At 43.1% G+C, this 25,788-nt stretch carries 18 protein-coding genes; 7 read left to right on the plus strand and 11 right to left on the minus strand.

The window, feature by feature from the left end; translation table 11 throughout:
• Positions 1 to 9 precede the first annotated feature (9 nt).
• Complete coding sequence (locus HY58_RS02505; RefSeq protein WP_039127123.1) at positions 10 to 3,339, plus strand: VCBS repeat-containing protein; 3,330 nt, start codon at positions 10 to 12, stop codon at positions 3,337 to 3,339.
• Here HY58_RS02505 and HY58_RS02510 read toward each other — a convergent pair.
• A complete protein-coding gene (locus HY58_RS02510) occupies positions 3,333 to 4,241 on the minus strand; it encodes a hypothetical protein (RefSeq protein ID WP_039127126.1) in 909 nt (302 codons plus the stop codon). The genes HY58_RS02505 and HY58_RS02510 overlap by 7 nt on opposite strands.
• Before the next feature lie 6 nt (positions 4,242 to 4,247).
• The gene (locus HY58_RS02515; protein ID WP_039127128.1) at positions 4,248 to 5,207 is read right to left on the minus strand and encodes a GyrI-like domain-containing protein; all 960 of its coding nucleotides are present in this window, start codon (positions 5,205 to 5,207) and stop codon (positions 4,248 to 4,250) included.
• Positions 5,208 to 5,272: 65 nt separating this feature from the next.
• On the opposite strand from HY58_RS02515, the gene HY58_RS02520 reads away from it, so the two are divergent.
• Both HY58_RS02520 and treF read left to right on the plus strand, forming a co-directional pair.
• Complete coding sequence (locus HY58_RS02520) at positions 5,273 to 7,318, plus strand: glycoside hydrolase family 65 protein (RefSeq protein WP_156123544.1); 2,046 nt, start codon at positions 5,273 to 5,275, stop codon at positions 7,316 to 7,318.
• A gap of 10 nt (positions 7,319 to 7,328) precedes the next feature.
• A complete protein-coding gene (gene treF / locus HY58_RS02525) occupies positions 7,329 to 8,912 on the plus strand; it encodes an alpha,alpha-trehalase TreF (protein ID WP_039127133.1) in 1,584 nt (527 codons plus the stop codon).
• A gap of 3 nt (positions 8,913 to 8,915) precedes the next feature.
• On the opposite strand, the gene HY58_RS02530 is transcribed toward treF, so the two are convergent.
• Genes HY58_RS02530 through HY58_RS02545 form a run of 4 tightly spaced genes read right to left on the minus strand, consistent with a single transcriptional unit; the run spans position 8,916 to position 14,430 of the window.
• Positions 8,916 to 10,997 carry a glycoside hydrolase family 97 protein gene (locus HY58_RS02530; protein WP_039127136.1) on the minus strand — a complete coding sequence of 694 codons (2,082 nt, stop codon included), beginning with the start codon at positions 10,995 to 10,997 and terminating at the stop codon, positions 8,916 to 8,918.
• 15 nt (positions 10,998 to 11,012) lie between these two features.
• Positions 11,013 to 11,891, minus strand: a complete 879-nt coding sequence (locus HY58_RS02535; RefSeq protein WP_039127139.1) for a carbohydrate kinase family protein — start codon at positions 11,889 to 11,891, stop codon at positions 11,013 to 11,015.
• A 20-nt stretch (positions 11,892 to 11,911) separates the two neighbouring features.
• Positions 11,912 to 13,090 carry a glycoside hydrolase 100 family protein gene (locus HY58_RS02540; RefSeq protein ID WP_072037562.1) on the minus strand — a complete coding sequence of 393 codons (1,179 nt, stop codon included), beginning with the start codon at positions 13,088 to 13,090 and terminating at the stop codon, positions 11,912 to 11,914.
• Positions 13,091 to 13,098: 8 nt separating this feature from the next.
• Positions 13,099 to 14,430: an MFS transporter gene (locus tag HY58_RS02545; RefSeq protein ID WP_039127143.1), complete on the minus strand. Its 1,332-nt coding sequence runs from the start codon at positions 14,428 to 14,430 to the stop codon at positions 13,099 to 13,101.
• Positions 14,431 to 14,510: 80 nt separating this feature from the next.
• Here HY58_RS02545 and HY58_RS02550 point away from each other — a divergent pair, with 80 nt between their 5' ends.
• Both HY58_RS02550 and HY58_RS02555 read left to right on the plus strand, forming a co-directional pair.
• Positions 14,511 to 15,257 carry a peptidoglycan DD-metalloendopeptidase family protein gene (locus HY58_RS02550; protein ID WP_253271486.1) on the plus strand — a complete coding sequence of 249 codons (747 nt, stop codon included), beginning with the start codon at positions 14,511 to 14,513 and terminating at the stop codon, positions 15,255 to 15,257.
• 134 nt (positions 15,258 to 15,391) lie between these two features.
• Entirely contained in the window at positions 15,392 to 16,624 is a 1,233-nt protein-coding gene (locus HY58_RS02555; protein ID WP_039127147.1) for an OmpA family protein, read from the plus strand.
• 75 nt (positions 16,625 to 16,699) lie between these two features.
• Here the strand turns inward: HY58_RS02555 and HY58_RS02560 are convergent, their stop codons facing one another.
• Positions 16,700 to 17,593, minus strand: coding sequence for an NmrA family NAD(P)-binding protein (locus HY58_RS02560; RefSeq protein WP_039127152.1), 894 nt, complete (start codon positions 17,591 to 17,593; stop codon positions 16,700 to 16,702).
• Between the two features lie 42 nt (positions 17,594 to 17,635).
• Positions 17,636 to 18,061, minus strand: a complete 426-nt coding sequence (locus HY58_RS02565; RefSeq protein WP_039127156.1) for a MarR family winged helix-turn-helix transcriptional regulator — start codon at positions 18,059 to 18,061, stop codon at positions 17,636 to 17,638.
• Positions 18,062 to 18,126: 65 nt separating this feature from the next.
• On the opposite strand from HY58_RS02565, the gene ruvB reads away from it, so the two are divergent.
• The gene (gene ruvB, locus HY58_RS02570) at positions 18,127 to 19,164 is read left to right on the plus strand and encodes a Holliday junction branch migration DNA helicase RuvB (RefSeq protein ID WP_052323786.1); all 1,038 of its coding nucleotides are present in this window, start codon (positions 18,127 to 18,129) and stop codon (positions 19,162 to 19,164) included.
• A 57-nt stretch (positions 19,165 to 19,221) separates the two neighbouring features.
• Here the strand turns inward: ruvB and HY58_RS02575 are convergent, their stop codons facing one another.
• Positions 19,222 to 19,929, minus strand: coding sequence for a response regulator transcription factor (locus HY58_RS02575; protein ID WP_039127160.1), 708 nt, complete (start codon positions 19,927 to 19,929; stop codon positions 19,222 to 19,224).
• A gap of 182 nt (positions 19,930 to 20,111) precedes the next feature.
• Here HY58_RS02575 and HY58_RS02580 point away from each other — a divergent pair, with 182 nt between their 5' ends.
• Positions 20,112 to 21,692: a helicase HerA-like domain-containing protein gene (locus HY58_RS02580; RefSeq protein ID WP_039127164.1), complete on the plus strand. Its 1,581-nt coding sequence runs from the start codon at positions 20,112 to 20,114 to the stop codon at positions 21,690 to 21,692.
• Between the two features lie 37 nt (positions 21,693 to 21,729).
• Here HY58_RS02580 and HY58_RS02585 read toward each other — a convergent pair whose 3' ends face one another.
• Together HY58_RS02585 and HY58_RS02590 are read right to left on the minus strand one after the other, a co-directional pair.
• Entirely contained in the window at positions 21,730 to 23,625 is a 1,896-nt protein-coding gene (locus tag HY58_RS02585; RefSeq protein ID WP_039127167.1) for an ATP-dependent DNA helicase RecQ, read from the minus strand.
• Positions 23,626 to 23,639: 14 nt separating this feature from the next.
• Positions 23,640 to 25,772 (minus strand): cation-translocating P-type ATPase, encoded by a 2,133-nt coding sequence (locus HY58_RS02590; RefSeq protein ID WP_253271487.1) that lies wholly within the window; start codon positions 25,770 to 25,772, stop codon positions 23,640 to 23,642.
• Positions 25,773 to 25,788 lie beyond the last annotated feature (16 nt).

A 25,788-nucleotide genomic window follows, 5' to 3' on the forward strand; every position in this document is an offset into this window, starting at 1 on the left:
ACCACTATCATGGAAAGGATCAATCCATATTTCTTCATTTTTTCTTTACTTTCTCTCATTCTGTCTTGCGGCAAGAAGCAAGATGAGACCAATTTATTTAAAGTACTTTCAACCGATCAAACTGGCATATCCTTTTCAAATACACTCAAGCCATCCTCAGAACTCAACATGTTCAATTACATGTATTTTTATAATGGAGCTGGGGTAGCTGCCGGAGACTTTAACCAGGACGGAATGGTGGACCTTTTTTTTGCAGCTAATCAACAGGGTAATAAGCTCTACATGAATAATGGTGAGTTCAATTTCCGCGATATAACTGCATTAGCAGGCATACCACAAGACGGAGGTTGGTCAACTGGTGTTTCAGTTGTAGATATTAATAATGATGGGCTACTTGATATATATGTATGCAGAGTAGGCTCTTTTGGACCATTGAAAAGCAGGAACCAACTACTGGTAAATAAAGGCAATCGCAATGGTATTCCGATATTCTCTGATAGCGCAACGGCATATGGACTTGATTTTTCAGGTTTCAGTACCCAGGCAGCGTTTTTTGACCAGGACCTTGATGGTGACCTTGACATGTATCTGATGAACCATTCATTGCACCATAATGGAACTTTCGGTGAAAGAAAATTGTTTACGGGAACTTATCATCCCCTTTCAGGTGATAGATTCTATCGGAATGATTCGGGAACATTCAGGGATATGACCCGCGAGATAGCTATTAATAGTTCAGCAATCGGATATGGTCTGGGCCTGGTAATAGCAGATATCAATCTGGATGGATATCCTGACATCTACATTGGAAATGATTTCCATGAAAATGATTACCTGTATATAAATGACAGGAAAGGTGGATTTATGGAACAATCCGAACAGTCACTCATGCATACATCACAGTTTTCAATGGGCGTAGATGTCTCGGATATAAATAATGATGGATCTCCTGAAATTTTTTCAGTAGACATGTTGCCAGCTGATTATAAGATTCTTAAACGGTCTTTGGGTGAAGATGAATACAATCTCGCACAGATGAAAGTTAAGTATGGTTACCAATATCAGTTTACACGTAATAATCTTCAGTTGAACAGAGGAAATGGCCATTTTAGTGAGATAGGTTTATTCAGTGGCATTCATGCTACGGATTGGTCATGGGCCCCACTCTGGTTTGACATGGATAATGATGGGTATAAAGATTTGTTTATCTCAAATGGCATTCCTAAACGGTTAAATGATATTGATTATGTCAATTATATTTCAAATGGGGAGATCCAGCAAAAAATTGGTGCAGGTAAAATGGAGGAAAGCGATATGGCTATAATCGAAAAATTTCCCCAGATCAGGTTGATGAATAAATTTTACATCAATGATAAGGAGCTTCGTTTCCTTGATATGGAGAAAAAGATTGAAAATGAAAAACCTGGCTTCTCTAATGGTGCTATATATGCCGACCTTAACAATGATGGATACCTCGATATAGTCGTAAACAATATTGACGCACCTGCCACAATTTATCAGAACACAAGTTTCGATAGCACAAATAAAAATTGGCAATTCCATTTAATGGGCTCCCCTAATAACTTGAATGCATTGGGAGCAAGGGTGGTTATGTTTTCGGGTGATAAAATACTTACAACTGAGAAATCGCCTGTGCATGGCTTTCTTTCTTCTATGGAAATACCTCTTCAGGTTACGGCAGGACGATCGGTTATTGACTCAGCATTTTTAATATGGCCCGATGGAACATATGAGCCATTTAAAATTGATACCCTTGCTAAGCAGCCACGATTTAACTGGCGCCCTAACCTGCCAGCTTTTGACTTTCATTCCCTTTCCGTAAAGGGCAAGCCGGAACCTCCTTCACTCACATTTGTTGAGAATGAATTAGGTATTAAATTCAAACACGAAGAGAACCGGTATGTGGATTTTAACCGCGAACCACTTGCTCCAAATATGCTGTCAACAGAAGGTCCCGCTCTGGCAGTAGGCGATATGAATGGAGATGGGAGGGAAGATATTTTCATTGGAAACGCAAGGAATAAAAGGCCATCGGTTTACATGCAGCTTCCGGATGGCAGGTTTAACGTATCTGTACAACCTGCCCTGGATGCTGATAGCGCTTTCGAGGATATTAGGGCTGCCTGGGCTGACATGAATGGTGATGGCGCCACCGATCTCATTGTGGTTAGCGGTGGGAATGAATTTTATGCTAAAGATCCAATGCTGGCTCCCCGACTTTACCTTAATGATGGAAAAGGGAAACTTAACCGCTCGGTAAATGCTTTTCCAAATATTCACCTTACTTCGTCAAGGGTGCTGGTGTGTGATATAAATAAAGATGGATTAAACGATCTTATTATCAGCGGACGTGCTGTTTCTTTTGCATATGGTGAAATTCCGCGTTCATATCTCCTGTTGAATGATGGCGGTTCACGATTCAAAGATGTTACAAACACCCTTGCACCGGAACTCACAAATTGCGGTATGATAACAGATGCACGTTGGATTGATATGGATAGTGATGGTGATGAGGATCTTCTGGTGGCAATGGAATGGGAGCGAATTACGTGGTTTGAAAACAAGCAGGGAAGATTATTTAAAATGAAACTGGGTAATGAATATGGTTGGTGGAATATGGTCACTCCTTTTGATGCGGATGGAGATGGCGATATTGATGTACTCGCTGGCAATCTTGGCCTCAACAGCAGATTGAAAGCAGAGAAAGAGCACCCTGTAAAATTGTACTATAATGATTTTGATGGCAATGGCCGTAAAGAAACTATTCTCACCTATTTTCATGATGGCTTCGAAAAACCATTTGCTAATAAGTTTGAGTTGGAAAAGCAATTACCGGTACTAAAGAAAAAATTCCTCTACGCTGAGAATTTCGCTAAAGCTACCCTCGAAGAATTGTTTAGTGTAGAGAAACTCAAAAGCTCTATAGTTCATCATGCAGATCATTTTGCAACAACCCTTTATATCAATGAGGGTAAAGGTAAATTCAGACCAATAATTATGGATTCTCCATTGCAGTGGTCCCCTTGTAGAGCAGCATCAATAATTGATATAAATGGTGATAAATTACCAGATCTTCTTACTGGGGGTAATTTTTATGGGGCAAACATTGAAATGGGCCGTTATGATGCAGATTATGGAACTATGTCTCTTAATCTGGGGCAAGGTAAATTCCAGGTATTAAAACTTCAAAACCTGGCGTTAAAAGGCCAGATAAGAGATCTTCAAATCATCAATACTGTAACGGGGAAAAACATCGTTGCTGCGTTCAACAATGACAGCCTGCGCATTATCAGGATTTCCCCTTCCAAAGTTCAGTAAACAGGGTAACATACTTCAAGTCTTGTAATTGTAGAATCTGCCAATGACAACTCAGGTGCCGTGATTCGGTGATATGGAATGGCCATACTTATATATTGATGGTCGAGCTTGAATTGTTCTATGGCGGCATATGCCTGTTCAACACGCATATAGGGCCCTTCAAAAGGAGTCACCAACAAGTTCTTTCCAAAAGGCATTCTCTTTAAGGGGAAAGGACTGTTATTTGGTATTGTTTCAGGATGATTGATTCCGATGCTACCATACAATCTTATAGAATCATCACCTTCGCGTGTAAAGTGAAAGATCCTCTTACCATTGAAGCCTGCATTTTTTTGCTCCGCATAATCAATCAGCACTTCAAATATTTTTTGCATGGTTTTCTGCCTGTCCTTATTTGTTGTTGTTATAGCGTAGTAGAGGAATGTGCTGTCAGGCACTTTGGCCTCGTGAATATCATAACCATAAAATGCCAGCGGACTTTTCACCAGATTTTCAAGTTTACCGAAACTATTCACCATAGCCGTCTGTTCTTCATTAAAACCAATCATTTTTTGCCATAAGCTCGCTTTAAATGATAAATGAAGATCTGTTTTTGCTTCACTGGTTTTAGCTGGCTGAGCGCTTATGAGGAACCTCTTGGTTTTACTTTTTTTCCTGATTGTATATATAGCCATACTGGTACCCATTGTAGAAATATTTAGCACTCTGTCATGATACATCTGACGCAGTGTCTTGTTCATCCACCGATCATAATTGACTGGCATTATCAATAGCTCCATCAGCCTGCCTGTTTTTAAAGGGAATGTCTTTTTTTCGACATGGGTAAATACAGGCAGGTAAAATAAAACCCAGATGAACCCAAGACCAATTAATATAAGAATGAAGATGTTCCTTTTACGCATACTAGATCAATTGATAGGGTAGCAGACCTTTATTTCAACCACTTCATCGGGATTAAAACCATAACCTGCTGTCTGGAAATCTTCAAAAGGAATGGTTGTACTCACCAATGCATAATCACTCCTGTATTTTTCAAGGGCCCTGTAAACAGTCTCAATATTCTTATAGGGACCTTTGAAATTTGCTACAAGCAATTTGCTGCCGGTTGGAATGGTTTTTTTTGTGATACCATCGGATGGCTTCGGTGTAACGGTGCTTTGGACGGAAAGACCTGCAAAGATTTGTAACTCGCCGGCTTTTATTGGCCGGCTATAAAACAGCCTTTTACCATTATGCGCGATCCGGTTATTTTTAACATAAACCAATAAGGAATCAAAGAGAATGCGTGAGGCAGCAGCTTTTTGTGTAGGCTCAATGGAGGTGGTAATAAATAACAAACTACTATCCGTAACATTGTCGCGCCTTATCTCGTAACCATAAAAACGCCTCGTGTCATTAGTAAAAGATTCAAGGTTTTTCAGGCTCCTGATTACTTCTTTTTCCACCTCATCCTGATCAAGCATTTGTTTCCAAAGTGTATTTGAAAGGGTTAAGCTAACCACGGAAGCGCCCTTTTTTCTGCTATCGGGTGAAGCAATAAATCGAAACCTTCTCCTGTCATCCTCATGCTTGAAAGAGATTACAGCTTCTGAGGGTGTTGCAGAAATAAGTTTGAGCTCGTGAGCAGGGGCTGTTATTGAGGGCGAAGGCAGTGCTATGATGTTGTATCTTGTACTGTCCTGGTTTGCAAAGGGAAGAAACCACCGTGGGAGTTGAACCGCACTCGTTAATTGTTCCATGGTCTTGTGCAATGAATAAGGTACACTGGCCCTGGTAGTAAAATTAATCGGGATGGTCACAGAAAGAAGGAGCACCATGCTCAGTATTCCCAGGATCATAACGGATAATAACTTTCTTTCTTTTCGCATAAAACCGGATTACATCGTAATCTGTTGGTAAATTTAGTACTCCTTCTCTTTAAAATATGCTGCATATGCAATTACTATTGAAATTAATCACTGTTAAAGCTTTGCTGTTTGCCAGCAGCCTGTCTGTTATGGCCCAGGAGCCCGATCCATGGTCAATTACCGCCAGAACAATCAATGCTACAGAGTATTATGGAATTACAGTTGCCAATGGTATGATTGGCATCGTTTCCGCACCGGAACCCTTTAAGGTGAAAGATGTGGTGCTTGCCGGTGCATATGATCAATATGGGCGGGGCCGCGTGAGTAATTTTCTCCGGAGTTTCAATCTGTTGAACATGACGCTGGATATTGACGGGAAACGCATGGACACAAAGTCGGCCACTAATTTTACTCAGAAACTCGACATGCGTAAAGCTTCCTTCACCGCTTCCTTTGATTATGCCGAAAAGGCCAGTATAACCTATAGCTATTATTCACTGCGGCAGTTGCCTTTTACGGTACTCATGGACGTTAGTATAACACCTAAGCAGGATATTAGTATCAATGCTGCAAGCGTGATGGAAGCCCCGGATGCACTACGGGATGTACAGAATTACTATAATGAAATCGACAGGCCACATGTAGTTTTAAGTTTGCTCACTTCCTCTGCTAAAAGCCCAACCGGTAAACTCCAACTCTGTGCTTCAAATACTTTTCTTTTTCAAGAGCACCATGGCGAGGAACCCCGTGTGGTGCATGAGATGTGGGATAATAATATGCACCTGATGAAATTTACCAGGAAGTTGAAAGCTGGCCAAACCTACAGGTTTTCAATTGCCGGATCCTCTATCACATCAGCCCATCACGATGATCCGCTTAATGAAGCAGAGCGACTTACAATTTATGCAAAGCTGGAGGGCCGCGACCGGCTGCTTCGCTTTCATGAGGCTGCCTGGGAGGAACTCTGGAAATCGGATATCATCATTGATGGCGACCCGCAGGCACAACAGGATATCCGCAGCATGATCTATCATCTTTATTCTTTTACGCGCGAGGGTACAGCGCTTTCGCCATCGCCAATGGGGCTCAGCGGACTTGGATATAATGGCCATGTTTTCTGGGACACAGAACTCTGGATGTACCCGGCACTGCTGGTATTAAAACCCTCTATTGCCAGGAGTATGGTAGAATACCGGTTCCAAAGGCTTGATGCTGCAAAAAGAAACGCCTTTTCAAAAGGCTTCAAAGGAGCGATGTATCCATGGGAAAGTGCAGAAACGGGCGTGGAAGAAACCCCCGTTTGGGCATTGAGCGGTCCTTTTGAACACCATATTACTGCCTGTGTAGCTATTGCTGCGTGGAATTATTATTGCGTTACGCAAGACAAGCAGTGGCTGAGGGACAAAGGATGGCCCATTCTTTCTGCCACCGCCGATTTTTGGGCAAGCAGAGTAGAACGAAACGGAACCGGAAAATATGATATCCGAAACGTTGTTGCTGCTGATGAGTGGGCCGAAAATGTTGACAATAATGCCTTCACTAATGCTGCCGCAAAGGCCAACCTTAACTTCGCTACCGAGGCTGCCATCATCCTGGGTATAACCCCTGATGCCGATTGGAAACATGTTGCCGCAAATATTCCAATCCTGAAATTTGAAGATGGGGTAACACAGGAACACGCTACATATAAAGGTGAGGGTATTAAGCAGGCAGATGTAAATTTGCTTTCCTATCCATTGAAAGAAATTACCAATCCACAGGCAATACGAAAAGACCTTGAATACTATGAAAAGCGTGTTCCCAATGAAGGAACTCCGGCTATGACACAGGCTGTATTCACAACTCTCTATGCACGGTTGGGAGATGGCGAAAAGGCCTATCAATGGTTCCAGGATGCGTATGTTCCCAACCTGAATCCACCATTTCGGGTGATTGCAGAAACCAAGGGTGGAACCAACCCTTATTTTGCTACAGGAGCCGGAGGTATCGTACAAAGTGTTCTTATGGGATTTGGGGGGTTGGAGATAACTTCCAAAGGGCTGGTTCAAATTAAATCTGCACTCCCTAAACATTGGAAGCAGCTAACCCTAAAAGGAGTGGGAACGCAGATGAAAACCTATACTGTCAAATAAACCATCTTCTATGGTACGGAAATTTCTATTGAGTTTTGTGATCATGGCTAATCTTGAATCATTGGGCCAGGATACAATTCCACCTACTCCCGATAGAGTTTATGGGGAACTGTTTAATGATGTGCAGGAAGCGCGAATTTTTCCCGATGGCAAAACTTTCGTTGATTGTGTGCCGCGTCGCGATCCCGCTGAGATTGTCAAAGATTATCTTGCAGCAAAACGTAATCCCGCCATAAAATTTGCCCTGGATTTATTTGTAAAAGAAAATTTTGATCTGCCTGTAAATCCTGCAGGAAATTATAAAAGCGACCCAAATGAAGATATCAGTACCCATATCAAAAGTCTCTGGAAAGTTTTGAGAAGGGAGCCCGACCAACCCGTGAAAGGTTCATCACTTCTACCATTACCCCATGCCTATATCGTACCCGGCGGTCGCTTTAGGGAGATCTATTACTGGGATTCATATTTTACCATGCTCGGTCTTAAAGAGAGTGGCGAAAATGAAATGATAGAAAGTATGGTAAAAAACTTCGCCTGGCTTATTGATACCTACGGACATATTCCAAATGGTAATCGCTCTTATTATCTGAGCAGATCACAACCACCCTTCTTCTCCATGATGGTTGAACTACTCGCATCTGTAAAGGGAGACCAGGTAATGGTAACTTATCTTCCCCAGCTAGAAAAAGAATATCAATACTGGATGGAAGGGGCTGATAAACTAGAACCCGGCAATGCATCAGGAACTGTCGTTAAATTGAAGGACGGCACCATAATGAACAGGTATTGGGATGAAAAATCTATCCCCCGCCAGGAAAGTTACAGGGAAGATCTTGAAACAGCCATCTCGTCAAAACGGAATAAACCGAATGTATACCGTCATTTACGTGCAGGGGCTGCAAGTGGATGGGATTACAGCAGCAGGTGGTTTGCCGATAATAAAAATATAAGCACCATTGAAACAACAGATATTATTCCGGTTGATCTGAACAGTCTGCTTTACAAAACTGAACAGGTCATAGCAAGGGCTATGCTTATTTCAAAGAATGAGAAGGGGGTTGCAATGTTTGAATCCAATGCAGAGAAGAGAAGACAGGCAATTGATCAGTATTGCTGGAACAATGAAATGAAATTTTACACTGATTACAATTTCAGGAAGCAAAAGATGACCAATACTATTACTCCTGCAGGACTTTACCCATTCTGTTTTTTCCCGCAACGCCAGGGCTACCTTAGTGTAGTGGCAAGACAAGCTGCAGAGGTGGTTCAAAAAAAGCTGTTGCAACCGGGTGGATTGCAATGCAGCGAATTCAATACGGGCCAGCAATGGGATGCTCCTAATGGATGGGCTCCCCTGCAATGGATGGCTGTAACTGGTTTGGCCCGCAGTGGACAAATTGGCCTTGCAAAAGAGATCGCGAACAGATGGCTTCAGCTTAATGAAAAAGTGTATAAGGAAACCGGAAAGTTAATGGAGAAATACAATGTTGCAGATCTATCTAAGCCCGCTGGAGGAGGCGAATATAAAGCACAGGACGGCTTTGGTTGGACCAACGGAGTTTATCTTGCTATGAAGGAATGGCTTAAAGAATAATTATTACAGGCGACGTATATGTATGGCTGCACCACCTCCTTTAGCCAGTTTAACAGGCAATACTGATTTGCTGGTTATTTTCTTTTTTTCAATCCGGTATGATGTTGGGTTTGTTTCCCAATGGGCGTCTTCACCATCGCGGTAGATCGTTGCTTCATACCTGATACCGGGCTCCAGGAATTTAAAATTAAATGAAACTGACCGGTTGTTTTCATCCGTAACTGCTGCAGCAAACCATTCCTCTTTATTCCTTGCTTTTCTCGCCATCACTATATAATCACCCGGTTCAGCAGATAATATTTTAGTTTCATCCCAGTCTACAGCAACATCCCGGATAAATTGGAATGCATCAGGATATAATGCATAATTCTCTGGGAGGTCGCCAGCCATCTGGAGAGGGCTGTATATAATTACAAAATTGGCCAATTGTTTGGCGAGTGTGGTTCGAACCCTTGTGGTTCGGGAAGAATCATATTGATTAAGCCTGAACCTGAAAAAACCTGGCGTGTAATCCATTGGTCCACCCATCATCCTAGTAAATGGCAGAATAGTTTCATGCTCCGGATGTAGCCCCAGCGTTGGTGCATTATTGAATTCATTTCCCCTTGCAGCCTCATTTGACAGCCAGTTTGGATAAGTGCGGTGAAGGCCAGTTGGACGTACAGATTCATGGGCTTCGATCATTATTTTATAACGGGCTGCCTTTTCAGCAACCCTTTGAAAATGATTCACCATCCACTGTCCATCATGGTATTCACCTCTTGGGATGATTCTTCCAACATACCCTGTTTTAACGGTATTGATACCATGGGCGAGCATATACCTGAACGCTGTATCCATATGACGCTCATAATTGGTTACAGAACCAGATGTTTCGTGGTGCATTATCAATTTAACTCCCTTTGCTGCCGCATATTCACTTAAACTTTTAATGTCATAATCGGGGTATGGAGTTATAAAATCAAAGACATTCTCCTTCCAATTTCCAAACCAATCTTCCCAACCTTCGTTCCAGCCTTCCACCAGCACACCATCAAATCCGTTTTTCGATGCGAAGTCGATATAGGTTTTTACATTTTCTGTATTGGCTCCATGCTTTCCATCTGCCTTTTGCCAGTTGGCTTTCCCAATATGCATCTCCCACCACATACCCATAAATTTCTGAGGTTTTATCCAGGACGGGTCTTTAATTACAGAGGGTTCATTGCAGTTGATGATCATTCTGGATGAAAGCATCTCTGTGGCTTTGCCGGTGATGATTATAGTGCGCCATGGGGTACGGAAAGGGGTCTTGAGATAGGCTTTATTACCAACAGCATCAGGCACCAGGTGTGTAATAAGTGAATGATCTGTTTTGTTTAGTAGAAGCTGCATTACCGGATAATTGATCAGAGCTGCTTCATGAATGTTTATATATACACCTGCATCAGTTTTTAAGAGGAGTGGGGTTTGTACGGCATTGCTGTCATATACAGTTTTAAGTGCAATATCTTGTTCCTTTGCTGAGGCGGTATAAGCATTAATATCTTCCAGCCTGGTTTTATTATACTGGTATTCATTGCTGTCATAGTCACCGGGTATCCAGAATGCGGTATGATTACCATTCATTTTGAATGTAGTGTTTTCATCCCCCACTATAAAGTGAGCAAACGCCTGCTGCTCGGGAAATTCATATCTAAAAGCCACCCCATCATTATACACCCTGAAATAAAGATTAACCAGTATGCCTGATCCAAGGCGATCACGCATAGAATATTTTATTGCTTTATAACTATTGCGAACAACTTTTTCCTCTCCCCAAACAGTTTCCCAGCTATCTTCTGTTGAAGATGTATCTATACTCAACCTGTCAAATTTTTGAAGTGAAACAGCGGGTTTATTAAGCCTGAATCCTATATGTGAAGGGGCGATTATTTCTTCTCCCATATAATTGATAGTATAATGGAAGTTGCCTTCGCCATCGTTTTGAAGTACAAGTTGTATACTGGCATTTTTCGAATGGATCACAATCTTCTCCAACGAATAAACTGGAAAGGCTAGCACGAAGGTGCTAAAAAATGCTACCAGGTATTTTATTATTCTCATTTTGCAGATTGATCATTATAACTGGCCCTGAAGTCGTTTCGCGGCTGTTGAAATTGCATTATTGATACATTCATTAATGGAGGCATTCTTCAAATAGGCATGGATGAATCCTGCCCAGAAAGAATCTCCCGCTCCTGTACTATCCCTGACCTCAACAGGAGGGGCAGAAGCATGCTGCCAATCCATATTTTGGTTCCTGAACCAAACACCATCCGCGCCGCAAGTGAGGCAGGTAACGCTTGTGTTGAACTGACTCAACCATTCCATCGCAGATTTGGCATCCAGGTCTCGGCCCGTAAAACGGGAAGCGTCATCGAGGCTGAATTTTAGAAGTGGAAGCAGTTCTGTAAGTTGCTGAAAAACGGTGTTGGCATTGTTATGCTTACCCCATATCTTTTCAGCATAGTTCCAGTCTATACTGGTCATCTTACCCATTCCTTTGGCCTTATGCATGGCCCTGAGAATATTTTCGCGTGCTGGCAATTTGCTAAGTGCAAATGCCGTGCTGTGAATTATGCTGCAATCATTTATAAGTTGATCATCAACCATGCCAATATGCATATCAGCATCACGGTAGGCACTGAAATCTGGTGTGCCTTTGCTCTTTCCTACTACAATAAGCGTAGTTGCACGCTCTTTCATCACCTGTATATATTTGGTGTCAATGCCCTTTGACTGCATGTCATCCAATATGATCGTTGAGAACCCATCTTCGCCAATAGCTGCAACCAGTTTAGCAGGTGTTCCTAGCCGTTGGAGAAATCGGCAGAAGTTTGCCGGACTACCACCTGGCTTAATTTCCAACTGTCGGGCAGCAGAGAGATCATCAACAAATTCAGTTGAAACTGCATCTATCAATGCTTCACCGATGGCCAATACAAAGCTGCTTTGCATATCGATTTATTTCTTGGTTTTCAGGAAGACTGCATGATCAATCTTTTGCCTGCCAGGTAATTAGTTGCCAAAATATATCCACCAGCACTCCACGTACATTGGGGTACACCAATTGGTTGGCCTGTTTGCCCATGTATGCATTCATTAAATTCATTATTGTGAAGACTATTGGCGAGCGCTATTTTTTCTGTCACGCTTTTAGCAAGATCCTCCTCCTCCATAATACACAAGGCGGCAGCCAGCCATCCATTCCACACAGCCCATAAGCCACCATTATGGAATTCACCCGGCAGATTCCGAAAGCTATAGGCATAATTGTTTTCCAATTCCTTCATATCGGGATCGCCCTCTGTTATGGTTGGATAAAAGGAGGGAAGCATATTACCGTGCTTTGAATAGAAACCTTTCAACAGGCTTATTAATGTATTATCCTGTTCCTTGTTACCAATGCCTAATAATAAAATCAGCAGATTAGCCTGCAGGTCAAACTGTGCATAAATTCTTGAAGGGTTAAAGCCCAGGAACCAGAAATCCATTGGCGCATGCTCTAACTGATGCTCCAGGTTAGGAGCGTAAAGCGAAGTAGAATGCTGATTATTCCAGAAGTTGTTTTGTACTACTTCTGTTATCTGATCTGCTTTTAGTTGCCAGGAAGGCATATTGAAAACTTTTGCAGCCGATCTTAATGCCCATATTCGTAACAATTGGTTAAAAAGCACATAACCATGCTGGATATATTCATCGGCCCAGTCGCCGCTTTGCGGAACATACATTAAGTGTTTCCCGTTGTACTCCCAGGCATCCATGACCGAAAAACATTTTTCAACCTCCCTCCTGAATCGAATGGCGAGGTTGAAATCATTCTTCAGGAGGCAATATTGGCAGAGACCGATTACAGCCCAACTGGGATTATCAGCCCTGCCTACCGTTCCTCCATAACTCACTCCGCCCGAAGGGGTAACATTAGATGGCATGAATCCATGCGGATGCTGATGTAGAAATATCGTTTCAATTGTTGCCTTCGCCGTTTCTATCAAACCGGCATCTTCGCTGAGCAATGCAGCAAGGCTGTTGATAGTACCATCACGGGTCCAGATCCGGCGATAATTATCGTGTTCCTGAACGCTTGCTACAAATCCGAATGGCGTTGATGCCATCCGGAGAAGGTCTAACGATAAGTTATATGCGCTGTTGTTCATATTTATCTTTAATGTGCGCCTCCTGCGGGAATGATCTTTTCCCCCGCTACATTTTTTGGCTTGATTCGAATTGTGGCCAATGCGGCAAGCAGTAGCAAAGTACCTGCAAAACTTATTGCCTTACCCGGATCGCTGCCCAGGAAGGTTTTATACACCCAGCCAAAAGATAACGTTTGAAGGATCATAGGAATTACAATCATCATATTGATAATGCCCATGTAAACACCATATCGTTCTTTTGGTATACTGCTAACTACCATAATATAGGGTACTCCCATCATACTGGCCCAGGCGATGCCGAAACCCACCATAGGTGCGTATAACAGGTCCTTATCGGTAATATGAGGGAATACAAGTAATGCTATCCCTGCCATCAGCAAACATAGAATATGAACGAGTTTAGCACTGAATCGGTTAGCCAGCCATACAAGTCCAAATGCAGAAATAAATGTGATGATATTATAGAACCCGTTTACTTTTCCGGCTAGTACCACAGCCTCTTCATATAATTCACCCGTTGCGCTGGTATTGAAAACTGATTTGGCAATACTTAAGGAAACGAATTGCCAATAGCAGAACATCGCATACCATTGGAACAGATATATGAGTGCAAGTTGCCACATTACCGGAGGCATATCACGAATAGCATGGATGATCTCTTTCATTGGTTCAAGCACACCCGATTTTCTGGCCTTTAATTCCTGCAGTTCTTCTGCGGTGGGTGGAATCTCGGGTGTTTTTATAACTGACCATAGCACGGAAAGGATGGATGCTATTCCACCCACAAAAAAAGAGCCATACACCCAGTAAGGTATGCCGGCTGCTGATTTGCCATCAATCAATTCACGGAAAAAGCCCAGCGATAAATTTGCCAGGGTAATACCGAGTCCTGTAAAGAAGCTTTGGGTCAGAAACCCCATGGGTTGCTGTTTGGTATCAAGTTTATCGGCAATGAAAGCCCGGTATGGTTCCATGGCAGTATTGTTGGCTGCGTCCAGCACCCAGAGTAATCCCGCCGCCATCCAGAGAGCCCTGCTGAAGGGGAACGCAAAAAGACAAAGACTGCAAAAGATGGCGCCAATCAGGAAATATGGCTTTCGCCTTCCCCACCGTGGATGCCAGGTGCGGTCGCTCAAAGCACCGATGATAGGTTGAATCAGCAATCCGGTCATGGGCCCGGCAAGATTGAGAATAGGAAGCTCTTCGGGTCGGGCATCAAGAAATGTGTATAGGGGATTAATGGCAGTCTGTTGCAGCCCGAAACTGTATTGGATTCCGAAGAATCCCACATTCATATTGATTATCTGCCAGAAGGATAGACGGGGTTTTGGAATGGTCATAAGCAATCGTTGCGTTGGTAATTAAATTTAAGTATTCCATCGAGGCTTTAGATTATTATGGGCATCTTAGTTCTATTTAAATGTCCACAGCAAACCGTTGCGTTATCTTTGCCGATATGGTAACAGCACTTTCTGCATTGTTGAAACGCCATCAGCATGAGTATCATCAGATAATAACCTTTGATCCAAAAAGGCAAGCAATAGCGCCTGTTGATCTTCGAAGTGGTGGAGATCTGCCTGAGGATATAACAGATGATACAGAAACGTTCTGCCGTTTTATGGAAGATCTCCGCAATAAGCGGGAAGCTGCATTCCTGATAGGCGGTTATAATGAGTTGCGGCATATGTACAGCCGGAGCAAGCTATTTACGGAAGGAGATGAACCTCGTCAACTTCACCTGGGAACAGATATCTGGGGAGCGGAGGGAACACCTGTTCATGCCTTCCTTGGGGGTATGGTACATAGTATCGGATACAACGAGGGATTGGGTAATTATGGAGCCACGGTAGTTTTACTCCACCAGCTGGAGGCTCTTCCGTTTTATACACTATATGGGCATGTTTCCCTTTCTGATATTCAGCAATTAACAGCAGGACAATACATCAACCGGGGCCAGGTAGTTGCGCATTTCGGCAACCCTGCTGAAAACGGTGAATGGCCTCCACACCTGCATTTTCAGATCATTGAGGATATCGGTATGCATGTAGGCGATTACCCCGGCGTATGCCGATATTCAGAGCGGGAGGCATGGTTGTTGAACTGTCCAGATCCAGATCTTGTTTTACAACTGAACAGGTTACTGGTATTCGGTCAGGCAAAACCGTAATGAAATATTCTTTTTTCTCTATACATACAATTGAAAATTTCGATAATTTGTGTAGCATCCTGTCAAAGACCTGGCCTGGTTAACCCCTGATCGTTTATGCATTTATTCATTAATCAATCATTAAACTGGAAGCCATGGCATTTAACATTCTTGAGGCGGTTAAGGGATTTCTAACGCCCCACACAGTTGGCAAAGCAGCCTCTTATCTTGGTGAATCAGATTCTTCTATTGAAAGAGCCCTATCGGGTCTTATTCCCACAACACTTTTAGGAATCACCAGTAAGGCAGAAATAGATGGTGGTGACTCCATTATGGACCTTGCCAAGCGTGCTCTTAACACGGGAATCCTTAATAACCTCGGCGATACATTCAGTAGTGCCGGCGGAGGTATACCAGAATCATCACCTGGACTACTTTCGGCTGTACTTGGTGATAAAGTTGGCGGAATCGCCAATGCGATCGCTCAATTTGCGGGTATCAAGGGATCTTCCGCTGCTTCCCTTCTCGGTTCGATCGTTCCGCTGGTTTTGGGGGTGCTGGGAAAACATGCCGGTGATAATGGAATATCCGGTTCAGGATTGTTATCGCTGCTCAGCAGTCAGAAAAGCAGTTTTCAAAATGCCTTGCCCGGGGGATTAAATTTGTCAGGTTTATTTGGGGGACGTGAAACCGAAAGGCATGCTGCGCCTCATGCCCCAACGCATACCCATACGGAAACTGTTCATGCTGAAAAAAAATCAGGCTCATGGCTTATGCCTTTGTTACTAGGCCTCGCAGCCGTTGCACTTTTACTTTATCTTATGAAAGGTTGTAATGGAGCTGATAAAGAGGAGGTCAGAACTGAAACACCTGTTGCTGTGCCCGATACCACAGCCACTATAGTAACGCCTGTTACACCAGCCCGCGAAAGTTTAAAAGTTAAACTTGCAGATAATACGGAGATAGACGCATACCGGGGAGGAATAGAAGATAAATTAGTTAACTGCCTGAACGATGCAGCCTGCACAGCGGGAAAAGACCGGTGGTTTGATTTTGACAATATAAATTTTGAAGTGGGAAGCGCAAGGCTCACAGCTGAAAGCCAGGCACAGGTAAATAATATTGTTGCCATTCTGAAAGCTTACCCCAAAGCAAAGATCAAGATCGGGGGATATACTGATAAAACTGGAGACGATGCTGCCAATAAGAAGCTGAGCCAGGAGAGGGCAGATGCCGTACTTGCTGCAATAAAGGCAGGCGGTGCTAACGCTGCTCAGTTGGAAGGGGCAGAAGGATACGGTGAAGAACTCGCAAAAATCGCAGAAGATGCCACTGATGAAGAAAGAAGGGCAGATAGAAGAATTTCTGTACAACTCAGAGAAAAATAGATGAAAAACCTTGAAACAAAAACTAAGCCGTCTCCGGAAGAGACGGCTTTTTTGTGAACCAGGTTATATTTCAAATCATAAGGCTTCATAAGCTTCTTTGAACTGTCGGGCAAAATCTTCCAGTTTAACCTTTCCGGCATTAGCAGGCCGGTTTAGCTTGAAATCCTCCTGTAGCTTTCCTGAACGGATTGCCGCACCCATTTCAGTATAATTACTTGCAATTTCCCGGGGAAGTCCTGCTGCTAATAACCCATCTAACATTTGATCATCAGTAAACGCAATCCATGGAAGATTTTTATTTCCAATTGCATCCCCTATAACTGCTGCTATTTCAGCTGTTGTTCTTTCATCACTGTAGATGTAACGGTGCGAATGGCCTTTGAAATCAAGGTCAAGGAGTGCTCTCGCAGCTTCTGCTGCAATATCAGCTGTGTCAGAAATTGCAAGACCAAATGTTTCATGGCCAAAATTACTTCCTATGATCTGCATGCCTTTCACCATTGGAATGGAAGAAAGGAAATTGTAATAGAAGTAAGAAGGCCGAAGGTGAAGGATATTTACTCCCTCCAACGAATTTAATGCTTCCTCTACCCTGAATAATCCGGAAACGGGTCCGCATCCATCGCGATTATGTGCCCCAATGCTGCTGAGATTTACAACATTGCTTACCCCGGCTTCACGGATTGCTGCCGCATATTTACTGCCCACTTCGGCAAAATAGGACTTCCAATCTTCCGGTTCCATGGTGGGTGGAACCATCGTATAAACGGCATCAGCTCCCCTGAATGTTTGTACCAGGAAATCCTTATCATTTACTGACCCGATTGCTGCTTTTACACCTTTGCTAACAAGGGTGGACAGGTTTTCAGCATTGCGTCCGATTACAGTTACTTGATGACCATCTGCAAGTAATTGAAGAGCCAGGGGGTTCGATATGTGGCCGGCGCCACCCAGAATAACATATTTCATGGTTTTATGTTTGTATATACAAATGAATAGATAAAAAATATATTATAATTTGTCGGTAATACGGTTAATATTCTGTATCAGTCTTGTGCTTTCTTCCTTTCCAAGTACTGATCCAAAACGTTCATTAAAATCAGCAAGGCACTGTTTCATCTGGGGTAATAATTCCTTTGCCCTGGGGGTTGGATATACATTGGTGAGTTTTCCTTCGGTAGTTCGGATAACCAGTTTTTTCTCTTCAAGTTTTTCAATAAGGCGCGTGATGGTACTGGGACTTAGTTGTAACTCATCTGCCAAGGCTCCTGGTTGCATTCCCGGATCTTCCAGAACCATCAGTAGTAAATATGCATGACTTGGAGAAAGACCGATTTTCTTCCAGCTTTCAATCGCGAGTTTCTCCATTTTTCTTGCAAGGGCACCACTCGAAAAATACATGCATTTGCTAAACCTGCTTTCTGTCGTCTTCATCATTACAAAAATACAATATTTTCATTTGTATATGCAAATAAAATTATTGTATTAATATTGATTTGAACATGAGCAATCCAAATCTCCATCAAGATCCCATGCAACTCAACCCTGTTGAAAAGGAGTTTGAGAATAGTTTAAGGCCAAAAGAAATTGCTGATTTTGCCGGGCAATCCCAAATCATTGATAACCTTAAAATATTCATTAAAGCAGCGAAGATAAGGGGGGAAGCATTGGATCATATTTTGTTCCATGGGCCTCCCGGACTAGGAAAAACCACCCTTTCTCGTATAGTTGCCAATGAGATGGGAGCGCATATCAGGGAAACTTCCGGCCCCGTGATTGAAAAGCCTGCTGATTTGGCCGGACTCCTGACCAACCTGCAACCCAACGATGTATTGTTCATTGATGAGATTCATAGGTTAAGCACTGTTGTGGAAGAATACCTCTATGCAGCTATGGAAGATTATCGGATTGATATCATGATCGACAGCGGCCCAAATGCACGCAGCATCCAGATAAACCTGAATCCCTTTACCCTCATCGGAGCCACTACACGTAGCGGGTTACTTACCGCCCCACTATTATCGAGGTTTGCAATCAAATCAAGGTTAGAATATTATACTGCTTCAACACTGGAAGGGATCATTCTCCGCTCTGCCAGTTTATTGAATGCACCTATCACAGTTGATGCAGCTAAAGAAATTGCGGGTAGATCAAGGGGAACTCCCCGAATTGCAAACGGATTGTTGCGCAGGGTTCGGGATTTTGCCATGGTATTGAATGACAGCCAGATAGATATCGGCATTACAAGGCATGCGCTGAAAGCATTGAATGTTGATGAACACGGACTGGATGAGATGGATAACCGGATCCTTTCAACCATCATAGAGAAATTCAAGGGTGGCCCCGTGGGTATTACCACCATTGCAACTGCTGTTGGTGAGGAGGCAGGAACTCTTGAGGAAGTATATGAACCCTTTCTGATTCAGGAAGGTTTTCTGCAAAGAACACCGAGAGGACGCGAAGCTACTTTCAAGGCTTACGAACATCTTGGCAAGCAGGGAAGTAGGGGCGGGGATGGACCGAACTTATTTAATGTTTGAGGAATAAAAAAACACCAGGCACGCTGGTGTTTTTTATTGAAAATCTTCAGAATACTTTTACTCAACGTCCTGTGGAACCACAAGCCGGAAACCATTTCCATGTATATTCACAATCTCAATATTTGTATCCTCCTTCAGGTATTTGCGAAGTTTAGCGATGTAAACGTCCATACTACGGCCATTAAAATAAGTGTCACTACCCCAGATCTTTTTTAAGGCCTGCTCGCGGGGAAGAAGATCATTCATATGTTCCGCAAGCATTTTTAATAATTCATTCTCTTTCGGTGAAAGCGTCTGCATCTGGCCACCATGGCTGAGTTCACGAAGCTTTGGATTGAAATGAAAGCTGCCAAGGTCGAACTCCCTGTTCTCCTGTTCCTTATTCAACTCCTCATTGCGCTTAAGTATGGCCTTGATCTTCATCAACAGCACTTCACTGTCAAATGGTTTGGTGATATAGTCGTCCGCACCCAACTTATAGCCCTGGATAATGTCTTCTTTCATTGTTTTGGCACTCAAAAAGAATAATGGAATATCAGGATCAATATCGCGAATTTCTTCTGCCAGTGTAAAACCATCCATATTTGGCATCATGACATCCAGCAGGCAAAGGTCAAACTTTTCACGCTGAAATGCGGCCAGTCCTAACCTGCCATCTCTTTCAAGCACAATATCAAAATCATTCAGCTCAAGGTAATTTTTCAAGACCAGTCCAAGGTTCTGATCATCTTCGCACAATAGTATTTTCGCTTTCTTTTCTTCCATAGCAATTATTTTATGGGTGATAAAATAAAATTAAATCATTTCTACCGCTAAACCTATGCGGGATAATCTTTTGTTAAATGGCTTTAATTCGAATTTCACCCGATTTACAATAATACGACCATTATTGTGCTCCGGGGTTTACTGCCATTATTTTATTATTTTGGTAATTAAATTCAACAATCATGGCTGACATTGCAGTTTTTACTGAATCAATAAAAAAGGGATATTCATTCAAAGGTGAGGCCGCGAAAATTGGTATAGGGATGTTAAATGGACTTCCCGTTTCAGATGCAGAGGTATTGCTGCCCCTGAAGACGATGAACCGTCACGGCCTTATAGCAGGCGCTACAGGCACTGGTAAAACAAAAACACTGCAGGTTTTGGCCGAAGTATTAAGCGATAACAGCGTACCTGTGTTACTGATGGATATAAAAGGAGACCTCAGCGGTATTGCTGCCCCCGGAGCTGAAAATGATAAGATCAGGGAACGCTACAAGCACCTGGGCATGATTTACCAGCCAGTTGCTTATCCCGTTGAATTATTGTCATTGAGTGGTGAACCCGGCGTACGCTTAAGGGCTACCGTTAGTGAGTTTGGCCCGGTCCTTTTAAGTAAGATTCTTGGGCTTAATGATACCCAGGCAGGTTTCGTAGCGATGATTTTCAAATGGTGTGATGACAATCAATTGCCCCTACTTGATCTTAAAGATTTCATCAAAGTGCTTCAATATATCAGCAACGAAGGAAAGGCAGAGCTGGAAAAGGATTATGGAAAGATATCTTCAACAAGCACAGGTACCATATTGCGGAAAGTAGTTGAATTACAACAACAGGGTGCTGATACATTTTTTGGCGAGAAAAGTTTTGAAGTAGATGATCTCATGCGGATTTCTGATGATGGGAGGGGAGTGGTCTCTGTGCTTAGGGTGACAGACCTGCAGGACAGGCCTAAATTATTCTCCACCTTCATGCTGCAACTTCTGGCAGAATTGTATGGTTCATGCCCCGAAGAAGGTGATCTGGACAAACCAAAGCTTGTAATCTTTATAGACGAAGCCCACCTCATTTTTGAGGAGGCCAGCGATGCCCTGCTGCAGCAGATAGAAACGATCATTAAACTCATCCGATCCAAAGGCATAGGGATTTTTTTCTGTACGCAGAATCCAATGGATGTACCTAAAGATGTTCTTGGCCAACTAGGCCTGAAGATCCAGCACGCTCTTCGTGCCTTTACCGCGGCAGATCGCAAGGTTATTAAACAGGCTGCCGAGAATTATCCGGAAACAGAATTCTACAAGACAGATGAATTGCTCACTCAACTCGGAATTGGAGAAGCACTTGTTACCATGTTAAATGAAAAAGGCATTCCGACACCCCTGGTGCATGTTCTTCTTATTTCACCCAGGAGCCGCATGGATATTCTTTCTGAAGAGAAAATTGGTAATCTTGTAAACAGCAGCAAGCTGGCAAAGAAGTATAACCAGTCAACAGATAGTGAGAGTGCTTATGAAATGCTTACAGCAAAGCTTGAAGAAGCAGCTGGTGTTGCTGAAAAAGAGGCAGCTGAAAAAGAAGCTGCAAGAACAGAAAAAGCTAAGACCTCTGGCCGTCGTACCAAAGAAGATAAATCAGTTCTTGAAGAAATGCTCGATAGCTCCGCTGCCCGTCAGGTAGGGCGTACCGCTGCAAGTGTTATAACCAGAACTTTACTCGGCGCACTTGGGCTTGGAGGTAAAACCACCAGGAAACGGAGCCTCTGGTGAGCTTGATCAACACCGGAACAACAATAATTGAAGATACTCAGGTCTTTCTGATCATGCCGCTGGTTTCAACTCTTATCAGGGCTTCACTTTCAAGAATTCGGATACAGTCCCATATATTCTTTTCATCGCATGCATAGGGAAGACTCTTCTTTAAGCTTTCATAGGTATGCTCATTTGTACTTAACAGACTAAGCATATCCTTACACACTCTTGCTGCTGGAATAGTGAGCTTTTTCTTAGCAATACAGTTATCACAAATACCACATTCTTTCATTGTTTCATCACCAAAATAATTTCCTATATAAAGGCTTCTGCAGCCATCACCACTGATATATTTTTTGAGGGATGAAATTCTTTCTGTGGCCAGTGCTTTTCTTTTATCTAGTGCCTGCTTGTTGATGACTACATACTCTGCCTTCATCCTTTCTGCCAGTAATAACAATTGCGGCTGATCTTTCTGCGGGTAATAATGTATAAGGCCGTATTGATGTAACTCCACAAGCTGGTTGCATATAACGATCTTGTCCACGCGCAAAATTTTAGCGAGGTACGATTCACTGATAATCGCCGGATAGGAAAATATCCCTTCATAATTTCGAAGCAATGCCTTGATCAACATTTCCTTGTCAGGATGTTGGTTTTCGTATGCTTCGAGCCATTGTCGGTCACAGATGAACTGTACCCGCGGAGGTGTATAAACAGATTCGTTCAGCGCACAATAGCCTTCAGCCTGGAGGGTTTGCAGGGCATTTATGGTAGTGCTACGGTCAAATTGGAAATTGTGGCAAAACATGGTGAGGTCAAAATCAAATGTGTTTCCCTCTCCGGTGCCCGTTGGAAGCTGAAGAAAATTCGCAACAGCCTGGTAAACTTTACGAATAGTTTCCGGCGAGGGATATTTTTTCTCCAGCTGCATTTCCAACTCTTCCAGTTCACGGAGATTATATAGTAGAACAGCATAAGCCTTTTCGCGGTCTCTGCCAGCCCTGCCTGCCTCCTGGTAATAATTCTCCAGGCAATCAGGTACATCATAATGTATCACTGTTCTGACATCTGGTTTGTCGATGCCCATGCCAAACGCATTCGTGCTTACCATCACCCTCACCTGGTTGGTAGTCCATAATCGCTGACGTTCTGAACGTTCCTCCTGGTCTAATCCCGCATGATAATAGGTGGCTGTAATTCCCTTTTCCTGTAAATGCCTGCATACATCAACAGTTCTTTTACGGCTCTTGCAATAAACAATAGCGCAGCCAGGAACATTTTCAATGATATTTGCGAGTCGCTTCAATTTATTATCTTCTTCAAAGCAGCTATAAGAAAGCGCTTCGCGGGCAAAGGAACCTTTAATGATTACCGGATCCCGCAGCTGTAATTGGGTTGCGATATCCTCCTGCACTAAAGGTGTCGCGGAAGCTGTTAAAGCCAGCACGGGAACCTTTGGCAGATACTCCCGCATGGCTGCGATCTGCAGATAACTGGGGCGGAAGTCATAACCCCATTGAGATACGCAATGAGCTTCATCAATTGCCAGCAGTGATATGGGAAGTGAGGGAAGGAATTCGCGAAACAATTTTGTCTGCAGCCTTTCCGGGGAAACATACAGGAGTTTTAGCCTACTGTTATTGGCCATATCCATGGTCTTCATCACCTCTTTATATGACATCCCGGTATGGATGGCAAGGGAGGTTATGCCTTTATTTTGCAACTGTCCCACCTGGTCTTTCATCAATGCTATGAGAGGACTTACAACCAGGCATATTCCTGGCATTTCTAAGGCGGGCACCTGGTAGCAAACCGACTTGCCACTACCTGTTGGAAGAAGGGCTAATGTATCATACCCATTGAGTACCGACCTGATAATGTCTTCCTGTAAAGGCCTGAAATTTTCATAACCCCAGTAGTTTTTTAATATGGTATGGATACTGTCCAAATCCTTTCGTCTGCCTAATATACACGCTTCACAAATAATCGCACGGAATTGATAGCCAATACAACATCACTGAGTCCCATTACCAATGCCCCGAAAGTAGGGGTCAGGTAACCAAAGGCAGCAATAGGAATGGCAATTATATTATAGGCAAAAGCCCATGCAAGATTTTGTTTAATGGTAATTAGTGTATGCTTGCCTAATCCAAGTGCAAGCGGAAGATTTTTCAATCCGTGATTCATCAACACCACATCAGCGGTTTGCATTGCAACCTGTGATGCATCGCTTAATGATACTCCTATTGTTGCCTTTGCAAGGGCGGGTGCGTCATTGATTCCATCACCAATCATGGCTGTTGGGGTTTCTTCATTCAGATTTTCAATGATCTGTAATTTTTCTTCTGGTGTTCGCTCCGCTATCACGGTATCTATGCCTAACGTCTTACCCAGTTCTTCAGATTTTCTTTGCCTGTCTCCACTTAGCAAAATTGTTTTTACATTCTTTGAGTGCAGATAATTGATTACAGTACGTGCTTCTTCTCTTATCTCGTCTTTTACATCGATCCATCCGATAAGCTGGTTATTCCGAATGATATAAACATTATGATGATCTTCATCAGTGTGTTCATTTGCAAGCGCATACGAGGATGCCCAGTATTCATCGCCGTCCTTACTGAATGCATGCATACCTCTGCCTTTTACTTCCTCAATTTTTGCCCAGCGTATCTCAGTGGAACTCTTGAAGGCTTTTGTTACACATTGTGCAATGGGATGGTTTGAATACCGTTCGAGTGAATATGCTATCCGCTTAAATTCTGCTTCATCAATATCCATCGCCTGGAATCCTCCCAATTCAAAATTGCCAGTTGTGAGCGTACCTGTTTTATCAAAAACCACCTGTCTTATTTCCCGGAATGCCTCTAATGATTTAGCATTCCGGAATAATATTCCATTCTTCGCAGCGCGACCTAGTCCCACAGCAATAGCCGCAGGTGTTGCCAATCCCATAGCGCATGGACAGGCCACAACAAGAACTGCAATACTTCGCATGAGCGCAGAAGTGAAATCCTCGAGATAAATATAATTACCCACAAATGTAAATAGTGAAATAACCAGCACAACCGGTACAAAAATGGCACTGATGCGATCCGCAAGTTTCTGAACAGGAGGCTTGTCTCCCTGTGCTTTCTTCACAAGGTTTATTATATTGGCCAGTACAGATTGATCTGCAGCCGAGATCACCTGCGCTTTTACAGTTCCATCGATAATAAGGCTGCCCCCTATCAGCTTGTCCTTCGCTTTTTTTTCAACCGGTAGACTTTCTCCGGTAACGATGGCCTCACTTACACTAGCCTGTCCCCAAAGGATCTTTGCATCCGCCGGTACCTGTTCACCATTTTTAACCAATATCAGGTCGCCGCTCTTTAGTTGTGTATTCTCTATCGGAAAAATAATTTCCTGGTGCCTGTCATCAAACGCAATCATATTAGCCATCACCTTCTGGCTTTTTGCAAGTTTATTTAATTCGCGCTGGGTACTTTGTATGGATACATCTTCCATGTAGTTGCCAAGAAAAACAAGGGTGATGATGCTTGCTGAGGTCTCATAGAAAAGGTATTGATCTCCCTGGCCCATAAGTGTTCCGATAAGGCTGTATACAAATGCAGCTGTGGCACCAATTGCGATCAGAACATTCATATTTGGACTTCCGCTCGCCAGGCTCTTTATAGCACTCCGTCCGAAGAAAGACATCCCGACTATATATACCGGTAAACAAAGTGCAAATTGAACCCAGGGCTTCATCAGCCCGTGAATATGGAGCCCAGGTATCATATGCAGCATAAGTACGATGGTGAACGGCAGGCAGATCAAAAGATACCGCAGGTATTTATTCATTGGTGGCCTTGAAGTAGCGGAACTGGTGGCAAGCTTTTCATCCACAACTTTATAGCCCAGTGATTCAATGCCCCGGGTAAGCGATTTGGCAACACCTTCATCTAGTTCAACAATCTCAAAATGCACATCACCATCAATCGGGTTTACTTTTACATTCTTCATGCCCTCTTTCTCCAGGTACTTAGAAACACTTAATGCACAGTTTGCACATGACATCCCCTCTACCTTCCAATTAACCGATTCCATCTCTTTCATCTTAAATTCTTTATGA

Source organism: Flavihumibacter sp. ZG627 (assembly GCF_000814325.1).
Lineage (GTDB): Bacteria > Bacteroidota > Bacteroidia > Chitinophagales > Chitinophagaceae > Flavihumibacter.